We start from the raw sequence: 17,324 nt of genomic DNA, 5'->3' as shown, positions 1-17,324 counted from the left end.
GAAATCCTCCCTGTCGGCCGTTACTGCTCGACGATTTCAAACTTGGAGACAGCAAATCGGCCCGGACCGCCCAGCCGGACACCGGCCTGCCCGTAAGCGAAGCGATCGTCGGTCGCCGTAACAAGCTGCCTGCCGTCGACGCTTGTCGAAATGGATGTGCCGCGCACTTCGATTTCGAGACGATAGGAACGACCCAATTGGATGGTGAAATCGGTTTCGGCGAGAACGCTCTTGCCGAAATCCTCGCGGAGGATCCGGAATTTGCCATCCTCGAACCCTGCGGCGTAAAAGCGGGACGTACCTTGAGCCCGAAAGCTCACAAGGTGCGAGGTGCCCGACTGTGGGGTGATCTGGGCACTGACCCTGGCGTCACGCGTGTAAAGGTGGCCCGTCCACAGATCCGCATCGGTATCGGTGAGCCCGGTGATGGTCGCTCCATCCTTTTTCCAATAGCCGCGGTTCCAAGTGAACCGGGTGATGGCGTCCCATTCTTCGATCTCTTTTGCCGGATCGATCCGGGTTGTGCCTTTGCCCGTAACGCGGAAATTGGCGAGATGGAGCTTGCCCAGAAATTTGAGTCGACCGAAATATTCGATGTCGAGACCGATCTCGTCTATCGCCTCGCCATCAGCATCGGGCACGGTGAATTCGATATGGGTCCATGACCCGGCAGCCGGTTGTTCGTAGGCGCCGGTTTCGATGATTGTCTTGCTCATCGTGGCGCGGACATATGGCGCAATGCGTAAGTGCCCGTCACCTTCCCAGGGCTCCATGAAGATATCGAACGATACGGTTTGCCCGCTGGCGACCAGCGGCGAAAACATGGGGCGGTAGCGTTCATCGTCAAAGTCGGCGCGCCGATAAAACGGCTTCCAGAACACCCTGCCCGACTGGCCGCGCTCGAAACGGTCGACAAGAATCTCCAGGGCGCCGGCTCCTGCACCATTGTCCTTGCCGGTCCAGCCGAGTTCGAGCTGGTTGGTGCCCGAGGTCTTGAAGCCATGCGTGGAGCCCGGGAGCGCGAAGTCGAAATGGACGCCGCGATTTTCCATCGCCTCAGCCCATCCGTCGGGTACAGCCTTGCCGTCCAGTTGCAGGGCTAGGGTCGCGAGTTCGCGGGCGAAGCTGGGAATATCGACAATATTGAGCGCGCCGGTGACGCCCGATGTCACAACCATGTCGTTGATGGGCTTGCGGTATTTGTCCCAGCTCGGCTGGATACCCTCAAACGTGCCGATAATCGCTCCGGCATTGCCGGCGTTGCAATCGGTGTCCCACCCGCACATCGTGGCGATCTCGACGGTGCGGCACAGCTCGCCCTTGCCGTAGATCATGGCGAGCGCCAGGACGCCGGCATTGGGAATGATGTGGCACACGCCGGGGTAGCGGTCGTAGCCCCAGTCGCGGGTCAGAAGGTCGCGGCAGGCCCGCCAGTCTTCGGGATCCTTCTTGTGTTGACCGAGCACGGCATTGACAACCGCCGCATAGGTGGAGTCTGCTGGGATGACCGAAAGCCCGGTTTCGAACAATTCGTCGACCGATTTGGCCGTGAACGCTGCGGCGATCATCGCCGCACAGAAACGGGCACCGTGCAGCCCCTCGCCGTCATGGGCGACCGAGGCGGCGCTGGCCGACATCTCGGCTGCGCGTTTGGGATTGCCCGCGTTCACCCAGCCCCAGCTGTCGATGAAGATCTGGCCGCCGATCTGTTCGGCAATCGCCGCGCCGTTCTGGGCAATCGAACCCGACTGCGGAGCTTCAATGCCCGCGCGCAGGTTGAGATAGGCAGTGTGTTCGGTCGAACGGCCATAGCCGCCCCACCAATACATGCCGTGGCCCTCGGCGGCATAATTGAGCCAGGTCTTGGCGACCTCGTGCGGGGTTGGCACAAGCTGGTAGTCGCGCATGGCGCGAATGAAATAGACCGGACCGTTCGTGTCGTCATCTGCCGCGAACGTTTTGAAATCGCGCAAATAGCCGGTGATCTCGCCATAGGTGTCGCGGATCCGCTCATAGCTCCAGATGGTCGGCTCGACCGGGGCGCCAAGGCGCACGCCAATGGCCTTGCCCAGAAAGCCCGAATAGATGCGGTGGACGAGATCGGAGGTGGAAAGCATTAAAGGTCCTGTTTGAAAATTGTATCAGTTCTGCGCTGCGGCAATCGGGGTTCCGAAAATCGCTGCGCGTTGGGCGGCGAGCGCCTGAAGCCGCTTTTCGTCGGCACTCATTATGGCGTTGCATGTCGCCGCAAAGCGGTCGGCTTCGCCGGCAAGGTCAAGGCGGTTGATGGTGTCGATCTGCTCAGCTTCCCCGGCATCGATCACGGCTTCCCCGTGCATCGCGCCAAGGATGGCGCCAGCCATGACGCCGATGGAATCGGTATCGCGTCCCGAATTGACGCCGTCTTCGACGGCCCGTCGGAAATCGCCGTTGGCGACAAGGGCGAACCCAAGGGCAAGCGGCAGCTCTTCGATCGAATGGAACCGCGAGGGCTGATAGTTGTGGGTCGGACGGCCAGCCTTTGCGGCGGTGTGGTCGAGGTCGTCGCCAAGCGGCGAGAAGGGCACTATGGCCTCATGGAACGCCTTGACCACTTCCGCATGATCTGCGCCCCTGGTACGCAGGTCTTTTGCGGTCCCCGCGATCGCGCCGATGGCGTCACGGGTGCCATCCTTGGCGAGCTCATAAGCGATATCGACGACCGCATCGATGTGTGTTCCGGGAATGAAAGCGGCAGCAACGGTAGCGGCCAGAACGCCAGCGGCCTCCAGACCATAGCTCTGCTGGTGGCCCGAGGCGAATGCGATGGCCTCTTCATAGGCGGCGCGCGGATCGCAGGCGTTCACGACGCCGATCGGCGCGATATACATCGCTGCACCGCAATTAACCATGTTGCCGATCCCACCCTGGCGCGGATCGCAGCCGGAGAGCTGGTGGCGTTGGAAAATCCATTTCTCGGGGTAGAACAGGCGCTCGAGCAGCGGACATTCGCGCTGAAGCTCGGGAACGTAGCGCTTGACCCAGGCGATCTGGCGCACCATCCCGTCGGCCATGTCCCAGGCGTCGATGTGACGGCCGACCTCGTTGTAGACGGCCATGAGCGACAGCGTCATCAGCGTATCGTCGGTGACGATGCCATTGCCGCGCACACGGCCATTGCCCGCAGCAGGATCCCGGCTCGTGCGGTGCCACTGATTGTCGAGCGAATTGACCCGTCCATACATGGACCGGATTTCGGCCGGGGTGAGCTTTTCAACGGGCGCCCCGATGGCGTCGCCGAAAGCGACGCCATGGAGCAGTCCGCGGACCCGGCTTTGGAAAGCCGGGCCCGTGTTCTGCAGTTTGGTCATGGAAGAACGGTCCTTGCGTGATCGGTCATCGCCTGTCCCCCGGCTGCGTACCATCCGTCGACATACTGGTCCCACTGGTCCATCGACCATTCACCAGAGACAAAACGGAAAACCGAGGTGCGATAATACTGCTCGGCCGCATCGACATCGGCGGCCAGATCGGCGGGCCAGACGAAGGCGTTGTCGGCGACGAAATATTCGGCGCCCTGTTCGAGCGAACCCTGGGCCACGTCCGAGAGCAGCGCGACGGGCGGTGTCCAGTAGTCGGGGTTCACCGTCCAGAAGCGCGGATACCATCCGCCCATGGCCGGCAGTATTTCGAATGTGTCGCCGTTGCGGGTGTAATGTTCACCCTCGACGCCCATGCGATCGATGAACTGGCCTTCGGGGCTTGCCAGAAAATCGAGAACAGCAAACGCAGCTTCCTTGTTCTCGCTCATGGCGTGAATGGCGTAGCCGCGATCTTCCTTGGCGACGTTGACAGCTTCAAGTCCATCGGGAGGAGCAAGCAGGGCGAGGTCGGCACCCCCATTGGCTTCGGCCATCTTGGTCCTGTAAATTTCGACCACCGGACCGGCGGTTCCCATGATCACGGCAACGCGGCCCGAATAGAATTTGTCTTCCTTCACTTCCCAGTTCGAGGTGACATATTCGGGATCGAGAATTCCGTCGGCATAAAGCGTCTGGTAATAGGCCAGCTTGTCACGCTCCGCGTCCGAAACGCGGGCATGGATCCATTCGCCGTTTTCATTTTCGAGCCAGGTCGAGGACACGCCGAACGACTGGTTGAAGATGGCGTCGAGTTCGGCCGTGTTGTCCGGCGCCAGAATGCCGAACGTATCCATCTGACCATTGCCATCGAAATCGGACTGCGACATTTCGGTGAGGAATGCCGTCCACTCATCGAGATTGGTCGGTGCCTCGAGCCCGCTCTGTTCGAGCCAGTCCGAGCGCATCACTGCCGATTTGGTCCGCGCCGGGAAGATGTAGAGAAGGTAGGGATAGTTCGCCATGCGCGCTTCATTGTGCGGCCACATGGCGTTCTGGATGTAATCCGATTGCTCGATCCAAGGACGCAGATCCTCCAATATGCCCTGATTGGCAAATTCGGCATCGGCACCCTGGAAGTAGATGATGTCGGGGACTTCGCCCGACAAAAGGCGCAGGCTCAGCGCGTCGGCATAACCTGAGCTGGGAAGGGCGATAACTTCGATATTCACCGGCGTGCCGGCTTCGGCCATGCCCGCTTCGATGCGCTCGAACAACTCTGTATCGCCGGGGTTCTCGTGCGCAATTATCGTTACTGTGGGGGCATCCTGCGCGAGAGCGCCGACTCCCAGGCTTAGTATTGTCGCCACGGCAACGACCGTGGTCATAAGGTGTCTTGCAAGCATCTGGTCCTCCTCCTTGTTGGATTTTTGCTTGTGTTATCCCTTCAGGGCACCGCTCATGGTGCCCTTCGTGAAGAATTTCAGGATCAGCGGATAGACCGCCAGAATGGGCAGGATGGTCAGCATGATCATGCCGGCATTGAGCGCCCGCGTGCTGATCTGGGCCGCGCCCTGGTAGTTCGCCATGGCCGCCAGCCCCACCATCGAGGACTTGTCGCCATCGAGCACGAATTTGCGCAACACGACCTGCAGCGGGTGCATGCTGGAATCGTTGAGATAGATCATCGGGCGCAAAAACTCGTTCCAGTGATAGACGAGATAGAACAGCGTGATGGTGGCCAGCGCCGGCATGGTGAGCGGCAGCACGACTTTCCAGAGCGTCTGGAACGCATTGGCGCCATCAAGCTCTGCGGCTTCGAGCAGTTCGCCCGGCACTTCCTCGAAGAACCGGATGAGAATGATCAGATACCAGGCGTTGACGAGCTTGTAGAGAATGACCGCCCAGTAAGTGTTGAGCAGGCCCAGCTCGCGCACCACGAAATAGTCGGGGATCAGACCGGGCTCGAAGACGATGGTGGCCAGAACGAAGACGAACAATATGCGGCGCCCCGGCAGCCGCGGGCGGGATAGTGCCCATGCCATCAGCGCGGTGAAGGTAACGTTGAGGATCGTTCCGGTCACGGTGATCAACAGCGAATTGAGAAGGCCGCGCTGGACTTCGGGATTGGCGATCAGCAGTGTCCACACATCAAGCGAAAACCCTCTCGGAATGATCGCCAGGCCGCTCATGCCGGGCACCTGGGTGGAATCTGAAAACGAGATGGCCAGCAGGTTGAGGATCGGCTGAACGGTCACCACGACCATGAGCAGCAGGCTCGATACGATGATCGTCTGTTCCAGTCGCTCGAAACGTGTGGAATTGGTGCTGGCCATCTTACCAAACTCCCTTTCCGGTCAGGCGCTTGGAAATGGTATGGGCGGCAACGATCAGCACCATGCCGATGACCCCCTTGAACAGGCCGGCAGCCGTCGCCAGCGAGAATTGTCCCGACTGCAAACCGATCCGATAGACATAGGTGTCGATGATATCGATCTGGTCGCGGATGGCGTCGTTGGAGAGGTTGAAGACCTGATCGAACCCGGCATTCATGAACAGGCCGACATTGAGAATGAACAGGGTGGCTATGGTCGGCGCGATGCCCGGCAGGGTGACATGGACGATCTTCTGCCAGCGATTGGCCCCATCCATTTCCGCGGCGTCGTAAAGCTGGGGGTCGATGGCCATGATGGCCGCGAAATAGAGGAGCGAGTCCCAGCCCGCCGTACGCCACATTTCGGAAAAAACGATGACCCAGCGAATGGAGCCGGACTCGGTCATGAAGGCCCGAGGCGCCAATCCAAGCGCCTGTCCGATATCGTTGACCACCCCGCTTGAAGGCGAAAGGGCGGCGATGAAAATGCCCGCGATCACCACCCATGAAAGAAAGTGCGGCAGGTAGATCGCCGATTGAATGAAGCGGCGCAGATTGGTGCTGCGCACTTCATTGATGAACAGCGCGATCAATATTGGGACCGGAAAGACGAAAACCATCTTCATGGCGGAGATGATCAGCGTATTGGCCAGAACCTGAAAAAAGGCGGGGGAGTCAAACAGCGTGTCGAAATGCTTGAAACCCACAAAAAGGTTGTCGCCGAAGATCCGGAAATCCTCGAAGGCCAGCTTGGCCTGATAGATGGGGAAATAGTGAAACACCAGGAAATAGACGATGCCCGGAGCCATCATCGCGTAATATGGCCACCAGGCTCTCAGCTTGAAGCCGAAGGCGGCACGTCGAGACGAACGTTTGGCGCTTTTGGGAACGTTCCCAAAATTGGAAATGGTGGAAGCCAGTTCTTTCTCGTCAAGGCTCATGGCTAGTTGCTCCCCACGGCCATCAGGCGGGCCGGTCCATTCTCGCCGCTGCGCGCCAGCGACCCGCGCGAGGTGAGCGCGCAGTCCAGCAGCACTCGGCGATGTTCGAGTTCGCCCTCGATGGTTTCTCTCAGAAGGCGCATGCCCTCCATCCCGATGGCGCGGGCCGGCTTTTCGACCGTAGTCAATCCGGGATCTGAAAAGGCTGCGGCAGGAATGCCGTCAAAGCCCAGGATCGATACATCGTCGGGGCAGCGCAATCCCGCTTCGCGCACCGCGAGCAGGGCGCCGAGCGCCATGAGATCGTTTGCGGCAAAGACGCACCGGGCTGCCTTTGGGTCGCGCTCCAGCAGGCGCAACATCGCCGCGCGCCCCGATTCGACCGTATAGCTGCCTTCTTCGATCACCAGCGTCGCGGGGTCGATATCGTGGCCGATGCAATAGTCATGGACAACACGCATGAAGCGCACACGGGCCAGCCGGTTTGCCGAGCCCACCAGCAGCGCCGGACGATGGTGGCCAAGGCCGGCAAGGTGGTCGAGACCCAGGGCGACGCCTTGCGCGATATCGCTGCCCACGCTGGAAAGTTCGGGAAAACGCTCGGCGCTGGAGCCGATCAGCACGACGGGAAGGCCAAACCGGCCCAGCCCGTCCACATTGTCGGCAACCGGATTGACGATGGCGCCGTCGACGCGCGCCTGACGCAGCGCGCGCAGATGATGCGCCTCGCGCTCGGGATCCCAGTCGGAACTGAAAATCAGAAGCGAGGCGCCGCTGGCTGCGGCCGCATCCTGGGCGCCGCGCGCCACTTCGGCCCAGAAGGGGTTGGCGATGTCGGGGATTACAAGTCCGATTAGGCCGGTTTTTCCCGAGCGGAGGGAATGGGCGAGATGGTTGCGTTCATAGCCTAGCGCACGCACGGCGCTGAGCACCCGCTCCCGCGTCTTTTCCCCGATATGGGGCGACCCCGACAGGGCGCGCGCCACGGTGCTTTTGGAAACACCGGCCACTTCCGCAATGTCTATGATCGTCGGTTGCTTGTTTCGGCGCGTGGACATGCCGTGATGCGGATAGACCGCTTCCTCCCATTTTTGGGAACGTTACCAAACGACCATCCGGCTGTAAAGAGTGGCGCCGCAATAGCGGGGTATAAACCCCGCCATTGCAGCAATTGGAGCCAGATGGCACGTGGTTACGCGGCGCCGGGTAGCTTGCTCCACTGCGCGTACCAGGTCTCAAAGATTCGCAACTGGCTCTCTGCAAAGCCGCGCTGGCTGTCGGTGAGCGTATCTGTCTCATTGAAATTGAGCGCGTATTCGCTATCGCCCTTGACCGCCATCAGGTGCTTGTAAAACAGGACGAGATCCGGTCCCTCGTCGAACGAGGACAATACACCGAGCGCACCCTCGAGTTCGAGCGCCCGCCGGCGGGATTCCACATCGCCATCTGCCGCCGCCTGCGCAAGCGCGCACAGGTGGAGAACTTCGCGCGGCAGGACGTTGCCGATTCCGGTTATGGCACCTGTTGCGCCGCAATTGACAAAGCCATGGAAAACCTGGGTGTCCACGCCGACCATCAGCGACACATCATCGTCTCGGCTGGTGATGTTTTCCGCCGCATATGTAAGGGATCCGGCTCCCCCGAATTCCTTGAAGCCAATGAGGTTCGCGTGCTCCGCACGCAGCGCAAAGAACAGGTCGGCCCGTGTCTCAAAGCCGTAATAGGGGCTGTTGTAGATGACGGCCGGCAAATTGGGCGCCGCCGAAAGGATTGCTTTGAAGTGGTGGCGTTGCGCGGTGGCGGAGGGCCCGCGCGACAGGACGCGTGGAATGACCATCAGGCCCTGTGCCCCGACGTCCTGGGCATGGCTGGCAATGGCGACCGCTGAGCCGGTGTTGATCGCTCCGGTTCCCACGATCACCGGCACGCCTGCGCCGACCAGGCGTGCCACGCCCTCCATGCGCTGAGCGTCGGTCAGTAACGGCCAGTCGCCCATCGAGCCGCAATAGACAACGGCACGCATCCCGGCAGCAATCAACTGCTCGCCCTTGCGCACCAGTGCGTCGAAATCGGGCGTCCGATCCGGCTTGCAAGGGGTCATCAGGGCAGGGATGCATCCTGAAAAGATGCTGGCGGTCATCGTGGCGTCTCCTCGATTGCGGGGCGTTTCGGCGTCTGAGTTGAGTTGATAATACTGTTTGTATGCTATTTGTCGACAAAAATCTCGCCGATTCGATTTCATATCCTGACGCCATCGCGGTCGCCATTATAAGGGCAGTTGAGCGTTTATGCGTTTGTCGGCAACTATGTAAGACTGGATCTGGGTGACGATCTGCTCGGCATGCGCGCTGGCCAGCCGATCGGCTGCCTCGACATCCCCCGCAGCGATGGCGGCGATCATTTGATCGTGCTCGACAACGTATTTGCGCGGCAACTCGTCATTGAACGAGGAATAGTAAAGCCGCAGGATTCGCCGGTTCTCGTCGAGCAGCCGGGTAAAAAGTTCGGTGTAATAGGCGTTGCCGCCAGCCCGCGCGATTTCGAGATGGAAGTCCCGGTTGGTGGCGATCAACGCAAGCGCGTCACGGGCCTCTACGACCTGGATGAACTCATTCTGTTTGGCGCGCATGCGGCCTATGTCGTCGGGAGTATGATGTCCCGCGGCCAGTCGCGTCGTTACGCGATACATCAGCGTGAGCGCGTCGAAAAATTGAGGCAGATGGAGAAAGTCTATGTTGGAAACGATGGTCGCCCGGTTGGGCAGGGTGGTAATCAAGCCCTCGACCGAGAGCCGCACGAGCGCCTCACGGATCGGCGTGCGCGAAAGCGAGAATCGTTCGGCCAGTTGCAACTCGTCCATCGGGCTGCCGGGGGAAAGTTTGAGATCGATGATCTCGTTGCGCAACATCTTATAGACATGGGAGGAACCGGACCCGCGTTTGGGAGTGTCGGTCACCTCAACCCTTTGCTTTGCGTCCTTGGCCACGCCGTTCGTCGCTCCTTGATCCATACCCCTTCATAAGGATGGATCGCCGGGCAGGGAAGATGTCGATAATCGATATTTTCTGTGTCGACAGGACCGAGACGGCTGATTATACCCATTGCTGCGCTAGAATGAGATCGGAATAGCAATGCGTGTTGCAGTGATTGGTGCAGGGGTCATAGGCGTTACGGCCGCGCTTGCCCTGTCAGCACGCGGGCACACCGTTACGATATTCGACCGCGAAGGGGTGGCTGCCGGTGCCTCGGGAGGCAATGCCGGCGCGTTTGCTTTTGCCGACGTCATTCCGCTCGCTACCCCCGGTATCATGAAAAGGGCCCCCGGTTGGTTGCTCGATCCCGACGGGCCATTGTCCATTCCGCCTGGCTATGCGTTCAGGATTGCGCCCTGGCTTCTTGCTTTCCTCAAGGCCAGCCTCCCGGCCCGCTATCGTGCGGCGGTCGCGGCGCAGGGTGCTCTGATGGGGCATTCTTCTGCCGCCCTCGAGCGGTTGGTGAAAGCCCATGGTCTTGAAGGGCTATTGCGTCGGGAAGGGCAATTGCAACTTTATGAGGGCGAACGCGAATTCAAAGCCAGCCTGCCCGGTTGGGACGAGCGCCGAGCGATCGGCGTCAAATTCGACCTTCTCACCCACCCCGAAGCGATAGCGGAAATCCAGCCCGGTCTTTCGCCGCGTTTTACCCATGCCGGTTTCACGCCCGATTGGACAAACGTTACGGACCCCGCTGTGTGGACCAAACACCTGGCCGAGCTGGCAGTGGGCCGTGGTGCGACCTTTGTTCGTGCCGAGATCGAGGCGGTCAGGCCCGGTCCAGACGGCATGGAGGTGAAAGGCTCGGGCGAAAATCGTGTTTTCGATAAGGTCATTATCGCAGCGGGCGCCTATTCGAACCGGCTGGCCAGGCCACTTGGCATGAGCCTGCCGCTCGAAACCGAGCGCGGCTATAATGTCACGCTGCCGCAGGGTGCGTTCGATCTGCGCACTCATGTGACCTTCGCATCGCACGGGTTCGTGGTCAGTCGCATCGGCAACGGTATCCGTGTCGGTGGAGGCGTGGAGCTTGGTGGGCTTGAGCTTGCGCCGCGCATGAGCCGGGCCGATGCCCTTCTGGCCAAGGCGGCCCGCTTTCTGCCTGGGCTCGACACCAATGGCGGAGAACGCTGGATGGGATTTCGCCCCTCGATGCCCGACAGTCTGCCCGTCATCGATGGCGCACCGGGCGATTCCCGTGTCATTGTCGCGTTTGGTCATGGCCATCTGGGGCTCACGCAGTCGGTGGGGACCGCCGAAATCATAGCTGATCTGGTCGACGATAGGCCGCCAGCCATCGACATCAAGCCGTTTCGGACAACGCGTTTTTAAGAAGAATTTGATGGGCCAGCATACATTTCAGTGCATCGACGGACACACTTGCGGCAATCCGGTGCGCCTGGTCGCCGGTGGCGCGCCCTTGCTCAAGGGCAATACCATGCTGGAAAAGCGCGCGCATTTTCTCAATGAATATGACTGGATTCGCACCGGGCTGATGTTCGAGCCGCGTGGCCATGACATGATGTCGGGCTCGATCCTGTATCCGCCGACCCGCCCCGATTGCGAGGTCGCCATCCTGTTCATCGAAACCTCGGGCTGTCTGCCGATGTGTGGTCACGGAACCATAGGCACCATCACCATGGCCATCGAGAACGGGCTGATAACTCCGCGCGAGCAGGGAAAGCTGTCGATCGAAGCGCCGGCGGGGAAGGTCGACATCACCTATCGTCAGGAGGGCCGTTTCGTCGAGGAAGTGCGCCTGACCAACGTTGCCTCATTCCTTCACGCCGAGGGGCTGACCGCGCAGGTCGAGGGCTTTGGAGAGCTTGTGGTCGATGTGGCCTATGGCGGCAATTTCTATGCGATCGTCGAGCCCCAGAAGCTGTTTCGGGATATGGCCGACTTTACGGCCGCCGAACTCATCGGCCTGTCACCGAAATTGCGGACAGCGCTCAACGAAAAATACGAATTCGTCCACCCCGAGCATCCACAGATTAACGGGCTGAGCCACATCCAGTGGACCGGGTTGCCGACCCAGCAAGGCGCGACGGCCCGCAACGCCGTCTTCTACGGCGACAAGGCGATCGACCGCTCTCCTTGCGGCACTGGAACCTCGGCGCGCATGGCGCAACTGGCGGCCAAAGGGAAGCTCTCGGTCGGCGATGAATTCGTCCACGAAAGCATCATCGGCTCGCTGTTTTCCGGTCGTGTCGAGGCCGCAGCGCGCGTCGGCAACAGCGATGCGATCATACCCTCGATCGGCGGTTGGGCCCGCCAGACCGGGTTCAACACGATCTTTATCGATGACCGTGATCCCTATGCTCACGGCTTTACGGTGATTTGAGGCTATACGGCCACCGACGTCGCAGGGCGCGGCGCGCCGCCAATCGATTGCACCGACAACGATCCGGCAGACACGCCCGCGTCGAGACACTCGCTCAAGGCGCGCCCGGAGAGATACGCATCGATAAGGCCCGCGTTGAAGGCATCTCCCGCCCCGGTGGTATCGACCACGTGGACCTTGGGCGCTGTGGTCGAAAGCCGCGTCTTGCCCGCGCCAAGCAGCCCGCCCCTGCCGCCGCACTTGATGGCGACTATGGGAAAATGCTCGGTCAGCACATCGAGCGCCTCGGCCAGGTCTGACTTGCCGGTAATTGCGATGGCTTCCTCGGCGTTGGGAAGAAATATGTCCACCCCCGCGCAGGCGTCCAGCAGCCCCGGCCTGTTTATGAGTGTATCATCCCAGCTCGGATCGAGCGCGACCGCCAGACCGGCCGCTTTGGCGCGTGAAACGAGATCGGGTTGCTCGACGAGCGTTGCGTATTCGGCAATGTGCAAAAGGGCGGCACCCTCCCATTCAAGCGCGTTCGCGAACCGCGCCGGCACGGCGCGTCCGGCCCGGCATGAAAGAAACGCGCGGTCTGCGGCGTCCGTCATCACCACCGTGACTTGCGGCCCCGCCTCGGCCCGGCGGTCGAGAAAACGCAGGTCTATCCCGCTTTCCTCAAGTTGTGGCGCAAGGGTTTGGGACAAAGGATCGGTGCCATACGAAGCAAGCAGAGCCGCCGGGCGCCCGAGATGGGTCAGATGGGCAGCGGCGATGAACGCTCCGCCGCCCAGCACCGGCTGCATGGAACGCGCAAAGACTTCGCGGCCCATTTGAGGCATGCCCGAGAGGCCGGCGAAGACAAGATCGCAATAGATACGGCCAACGCTGACGACAGCGTCGCGCGGCGATTTCAAACTCATAGACGCCCCAGGGCTTTTTCGCTCTCGGCGTCGAAGAGATAAAGATTGCCCGCCCCGGCCCATGCCGTCACCGTGCTGTCGACCGCTGGCAGGAGTTTGCCCGGTGCCGTGGCTATGGCCGATGATCCGGCTATATCGAGATGCACGAGTGTTTCCGAACCCAGGGGCTCAACGGCTGTGACCTTGCCTTCGAAGGCCAATGCGGCATCGCCGGGCGCTTCGCCCACCAGAAGATCGTGAGGTCGCACGCCGACCAGGATCTTGCCCGATCCGGTCCCGGCCAATGTGCCCTTGATCCTGGCACCTGCGGCCGTCAGTTTATCCCCGGAGGCACTGCCATCGATAAGGTTCATCGACGGGCTGCCAATGAACCGCGCCGTAAACACGTCGACGGGGCTCTCGTAAAGCTCTGTCGGCGTGCCCACCTGAAGGATAAGCCCATCGCGCATCACCACGATCCGGTCGGCCATGGTCATGGCTTCAATCTGGTCGTGGGTGACATAGACGATGGTCGTGCCCAGCCGCTGGTGTAGCCGCTTGATTTCGATACGCATTTGCGAGCGCAATTGCGCGTCGAGATTGGAAAGCGGTTCGTCGAAAAGGAACGCCGCCGGGTCCCGCACCATGGCACGGCCGATGGCCACGCGCTGGCGCTGTCCGCCAGAGAGCGCCGCTGGGCGCCGATCGAGCAGATCCGTAAGTCCCAGTATCTTGCCGGCTTCGGCGATGCGCTCTTGTTTTTCGGCCTTGGAGAGTTTGGAGGTGTAGAGACCGAACCCGATATTCTGGCCCACTGTCATGTGGGGATAGATCGCGTAGTTCTGAAACACCATGGCGATGTTGCGCTGCTTGGGCTCGTACTGGTTGACGACTGTATCGCCAATCTTGAGCACGCCGCCCGTTATCTCCTCGAGCCCGGCAATCATGCGCAGGGTCGTCGATTTCCCGCAGCCCGATGGCCCGACGAAAACCACGAATTCACCATCGGCGATTTCGAGGTCGATGCCGTGAACGGCGGTCACCTTGCCATAGCGTTTGACGAGGCCTTCCAACTGGATTTCTGCCATCACGCCGCTCCTAAAAGTGCATTGAATTTATCGTTGAGTTCGCCGTGGGCTTTTTCTTGCCGTTCGGCACGTCTGGCCGCCGCGGCGGAAAATGTCTCGAGCTTTTCGCGATAGCGTCCGAGCGAGGCTGCAAGCGCTGCTGGCGCGGGACCGCCGAGCCGGTCGCGAACCGAAACGAAGTGCCTGGCCGAAACCAGTTCTGCAAATTGCTCTTGCGAAAGGCTCGAAACCCGTCCGGTGGCGTCCCTGAACGCTGATGCAAAAGGCCCGTATCCGTCGTCGGCTAGTGAGCCATCGGCCGCAACCACGGCTCGTGCCACCGCTGCCGAAACTTCGTGCGCCTGCCGGAACGAGAGGTTTTCCAGCCGCACAAGGCTGTCGGCCAGTTCGGTGATCGTGATGCAGGAGCGCTTGATGTTGATCTCCACCCGTTCGGGGTTGATCGAAACCTGAGCGATCAGCGCGGTGAAAAGATCGAGCACGCGATAGGCGGCATCGAACGCCTGATAGCCCATCGCCTGGCTCTCGCCTTCGCTATCGTTCATGTCGGTAAAGGGTGTGTTGTGCATAACGTCGAGCATCGCCTTGGCGCGGCCGTAGGTCTGGCTGCACAGATGGCGCAGGTGCTCGATAGGCACCGGATTGCGCTTCTGCGGCATGATCGAAGAGATCTGGACCAGCCCATTGGGCACATAAAGCTGGCCCACCTCGAAGCTCGACCAGACCTGAAAATCCTGTACGGGCCGGCCCAGATGCAGAAAGCTCAGCGCCATCGCTCCGTAAATTCCGGTGATATAATCGACCGAAGCGATGCAGCCATAGGAATTTTCCAGCGGACGGGCAAACCCGAGCAGTTCGGCCACCCTCTCGCGGTCGATGGGAAAGCCCGACGTCGTGATCGCTGCAGCGCCCATGGGGGACAGATCGATCACCTCAAGCGCCGCTTCGATCCTCTCGATGTCACGGATCAGCACCTCGGCCATGGCACCGAGGTAGTGCCCGAAGGTGGTCGGCTGCGCCGGCTGGCCATGGGTGTAGGCAACGATCAGCGTTTCGGCTTCGCGCTCGGCCGTCGCCAGCACCGCGCCGAGCAGCGCCCGCATCTTTTCGAGCAGGATTTCGGTGCGCGGCTTGAGGCCGAGCTTGAAGAGCGTGTGATCGATATCGTTGCGCGACCGCGAGGTGTGGAGCCGCCCCGCCAGGTCCGGCCCCAGCTTTGCCTTGAGGTGTTGTTCGATCAGGAAAAAGAAATCCTCGACCTCGCCGGTATAGATCAGGCCGTCGAGATCGATTTCCTCGTCTATGGCGATCAGCGCTCCGGCTATTCCGGCAGCCTGCTCGGGTGTCAGAATGCCGGTCTCGGCCAGCATGACCAGATGCGCCCTGTCGATGGCCCTGAACCCGTCGGCATGATGGTTCTTGGCGCCGTCGAAAAGAGGGCGAAGCACTGTCTCTTTGTAGACGGGGTCGGGGAAAACGCTTCTATCTTTCATCGCCGTCATGGATCAGCCCTTCAGACCGGCCAGCATCACGCCGCGCACGATGTAGCGCTGCAGGACGAGGAACACGATCAAGGTCGGGATGGTGGCGATCGCCGCACCGGTCATGATCATTTCCCACTGAATCGATTGCTCGACGGCAAAGCTCGAAAGACCGACCGGCAGCGTATAGAGCTCGCGGCTGTTGGTGACGATCAGCGGCCAGAAAAACGCCGTCCAATTGCCCAGGAAGGTGAAAATCGCCAGCGCGGAGATGGCCGGAGCCACCATGGGCATGGCGATCTTCCACCAGATTGTGAACTCGTTGAGCCCGTCCACGCGCGCCGCTTCGAGGAAATCGTCGGGAACGGTTTCAAAGAACTGCTTCATGAGAAACGTGCCGAACGCCGTCATCATGCCGGGGAACATGATGCCCCAATAACTGTCGATCCAGCCCAGTTGCGCGCTCATCAGATACCATGGGATCACCAGCATTTCCGTGGGGATCATCAGGGTGGAAAGGATGGCGATGAAGATCAGGTAGCGCCCGCGGAACTGGAACTTGGCCAGCGTGTAGCCAACGAGGGAATCGAAAAACACGTTCGAGAGCGTGACGCAAACCGCGACAAGGGTCGAATTTAAAAACCAGCGCACGAAACGGCCGTCCGAGAGCACCTTGATGTAATTATCAAAGGTCGGCGCGGCAGGAATGAGCCGCAGATCATAGACCTGGCTGGCCGTCTTCAGCGACGTGGAAAACATGAACAGGAGTGGCGTGATCATAAGCACTCCGCCGATGAACAACAGCGTCCAGATCAAAATACGGTCAGGGCGGATGGAAGAGGAGTTGTGTTTGAGCTCGGAGCTCGTGGCAGCTGTGGCGGTCATCAGCGTGTCCTCAGAACCCAGAGCTGGATCAGCGAAACGATCAGGAGGATGGTAAAGAGCACCACCGTCTGCGCGGCTGCATAGCCCATGTTGAAGGAAGAAAATGCCGTCTGGTAGATCATCAGCACCAAAGGCTTTGTCGTGTTGAGCGGCCCGCCCGGATCGTTGCTGGTCATGTTGTAGACCTGATCGAAAATCCGCAGGAACCCGATCGAGGAAAAGACGACGAGAAAGACGGTCGTGGGCTTGAGAAGCGGCAGGGTGATCTTGCGCAGGATGGCCCATTCCCCCAGCCCGTCAATGCGCGCCGCTTCGTAATAGGTCTGGGGAATGGCCCGCAGCCCGGCCATGAAGATGATGATCTGAAAGCCCAGCCCCGCCCATATCGCCGTCACCATGATGGCGGGCAGCGCCTGTTCGGTCGAGCGAAGGAACGGCTGGGCCGGCAGGCCCGCAGTGCCCAGAAAGCCATTGATGATCCCGATGGGGGGCGGCTGATAGAACCAGCGCCACACCCACGCCATCGCTGCGGCCGTGGTCAGGAACGGCAGGAAATAAAGGGCACGCATGAAACTGTGCATGAACCGCACGCGGTCGAGATAATAGGCCACGGCAAACGAGACGACCAGGCTGATCGGCGTGCCGATAATCAGATAGGCGAAGGTGTTGCGAAAGACCTGCCAGAACAGCGGATCATTGTAGAGTTTTACGTAGTTTTCCACCCCGATGAACTGGGCAGGACGCAACAAATCCCAATTGGTGAACGACAGCCAGAACGCCTGCACGGTGGGATAAAAGCGAATGACGACATAAAAGACGACCGGCAGCGCCAGAAAAGTCCAGACCCAGATCAGGCGCTTCTGCCCGATGCTGAGACGGTTCCAGGCTCCGGATCGCTCCGCGGTGCCATTTGCCGATGCTGCCAAAGTCATCGCCTGCCACTCCTGCTGATCTGCA

15 protein-coding genes are annotated in these 17,324 nt (G+C 60.5%); 2 read left to right on the top strand and 13 right to left on the bottom strand.

Going from position 1 to position 17,324, the window contains the following annotated elements; all coding sequences use genetic code 11:
* Window positions 1–20 precede the first annotated feature (20 nt).
* The 8 genes from ACP148_RS13670 to ACP148_RS13635 form a co-directional block, all read right to left on the bottom strand.
* Window positions 21–2,117, bottom strand: a complete 2,097-nt coding sequence (locus ACP148_RS13670) for an ADP-ribosylglycohydrolase family protein (protein ID WP_421953237.1) — start codon at window positions 2,115–2,117, stop codon at window positions 21–23.
* A gap of 24 nt (window positions 2,118–2,141) precedes the next feature.
* Window positions 2,142–3,350 carry an ADP-ribosylglycohydrolase family protein gene (locus ACP148_RS13665; protein WP_421953236.1) on the bottom strand — a complete coding sequence of 403 codons (1,209 nt, stop codon included), beginning with the start codon at window positions 3,348–3,350 and terminating at the stop codon, window positions 2,142–2,144.
* A complete protein-coding gene (locus ACP148_RS13660) occupies window positions 3,347–4,744 on the bottom strand; it encodes an extracellular solute-binding protein (protein WP_421953235.1) in 1,398 nt (465 codons plus the stop codon). Before ACP148_RS13660 ends, ACP148_RS13665 begins: the two co-directional genes overlap by 4 nt.
* 33 nt (window positions 4,745–4,777) lie before the next feature.
* Window positions 4,778–5,674, bottom strand: a complete 897-nt coding sequence (locus tag ACP148_RS13655) for a carbohydrate ABC transporter permease (protein WP_421953234.1) — start codon at window positions 5,672–5,674, stop codon at window positions 4,778–4,780.
* A 1-nt stretch (window position 5,675) separates the two neighbouring features.
* Complete coding sequence (locus ACP148_RS13650; protein ID WP_421953233.1) at window positions 5,676–6,653, bottom strand: ABC transporter permease; 978 nt, start codon at window positions 6,651–6,653, stop codon at window positions 5,676–5,678.
* 2 nt (window positions 6,654–6,655) lie between these two features.
* Complete coding sequence (locus ACP148_RS13645; protein WP_421953232.1) at window positions 6,656–7,711, bottom strand: LacI family DNA-binding transcriptional regulator; 1,056 nt, start codon at window positions 7,709–7,711, stop codon at window positions 6,656–6,658.
* Window positions 7,712–7,845: 134 nt separating this feature from the next.
* A complete protein-coding gene (locus ACP148_RS13640) occupies window positions 7,846–8,793 on the bottom strand; it encodes a dihydrodipicolinate synthase family protein (protein WP_421953231.1) in 948 nt (315 codons plus the stop codon).
* A gap of 126 nt (window positions 8,794–8,919) precedes the next feature.
* A complete protein-coding gene (locus ACP148_RS13635; RefSeq protein WP_421953230.1) occupies window positions 8,920–9,639 on the bottom strand; it encodes a GntR family transcriptional regulator in 720 nt (239 codons plus the stop codon).
* 145 nt (window positions 9,640–9,784) lie between these two features.
* On the opposite strand from ACP148_RS13635, the gene ACP148_RS13630 reads away from it, so the two are divergent.
* Window positions 9,785–11,017: an NAD(P)/FAD-dependent oxidoreductase gene (locus ACP148_RS13630; RefSeq protein ID WP_421953229.1), complete on the top strand. Its 1,233-nt coding sequence runs from the start codon at window positions 9,785–9,787 to the stop codon at window positions 11,015–11,017.
* Between the two features lie 10 nt (window positions 11,018–11,027).
* Entirely contained in the window at window positions 11,028–12,029 is a 1,002-nt protein-coding gene (locus ACP148_RS13625; RefSeq protein ID WP_421953228.1) for a 4-hydroxyproline epimerase, read from the top strand.
* A 2-nt stretch (window positions 12,030–12,031) separates the two neighbouring features.
* Here the strand turns inward: ACP148_RS13625 and ACP148_RS13620 are convergent, their stop codons facing one another.
* Genes ACP148_RS13620 through ACP148_RS13600 form a run of 5 tightly spaced genes read right to left on the bottom strand, consistent with a single transcriptional unit; the run spans window position 12,032 to window position 17,299 of the window.
* Complete coding sequence (locus ACP148_RS13620) at window positions 12,032–12,934, bottom strand: carbohydrate kinase family protein (RefSeq protein ID WP_421953227.1); 903 nt, start codon at window positions 12,932–12,934, stop codon at window positions 12,032–12,034.
* Window positions 12,931–14,001: an ABC transporter ATP-binding protein gene (locus tag ACP148_RS13615; RefSeq protein WP_421953226.1), complete on the bottom strand. Its 1,071-nt coding sequence runs from the start codon at window positions 13,999–14,001 to the stop codon at window positions 12,931–12,933. The genes ACP148_RS13620 and ACP148_RS13615 overlap by 4 nt, the downstream gene beginning before the upstream one ends.
* Window positions 14,001–15,503 (bottom strand): argininosuccinate lyase, encoded by a 1,503-nt coding sequence (gene argH / locus ACP148_RS13610; RefSeq protein ID WP_421953225.1) that lies wholly within the window; start codon window positions 15,501–15,503, stop codon window positions 14,001–14,003. Before argH ends, ACP148_RS13615 begins: the two co-directional genes overlap by 1 nt.
* Before the next feature lie 3 nt (window positions 15,504–15,506).
* Window positions 15,507–16,367, bottom strand: a complete 861-nt coding sequence (locus tag ACP148_RS13605; RefSeq protein ID WP_421953224.1) for a carbohydrate ABC transporter permease — start codon at window positions 16,365–16,367, stop codon at window positions 15,507–15,509.
* Window positions 16,367–17,299, bottom strand: coding sequence for a carbohydrate ABC transporter permease (locus ACP148_RS13600; protein ID WP_421953223.1), 933 nt, complete (start codon window positions 17,297–17,299; stop codon window positions 16,367–16,369). The genes ACP148_RS13605 and ACP148_RS13600 overlap by 1 nt, the downstream gene beginning before the upstream one ends.
* Window positions 17,300–17,324 lie beyond the last annotated feature (25 nt).

Origin of the sequence: Pelagibacterium sp. (assembly GCF_965249125.1) — a bacterium.
GTDB lineage: Bacteria > Pseudomonadota > Alphaproteobacteria > Rhizobiales > Devosiaceae > Pelagibacterium.
This window is presented reverse-complemented; position numbering and strand designations above follow the sequence as displayed.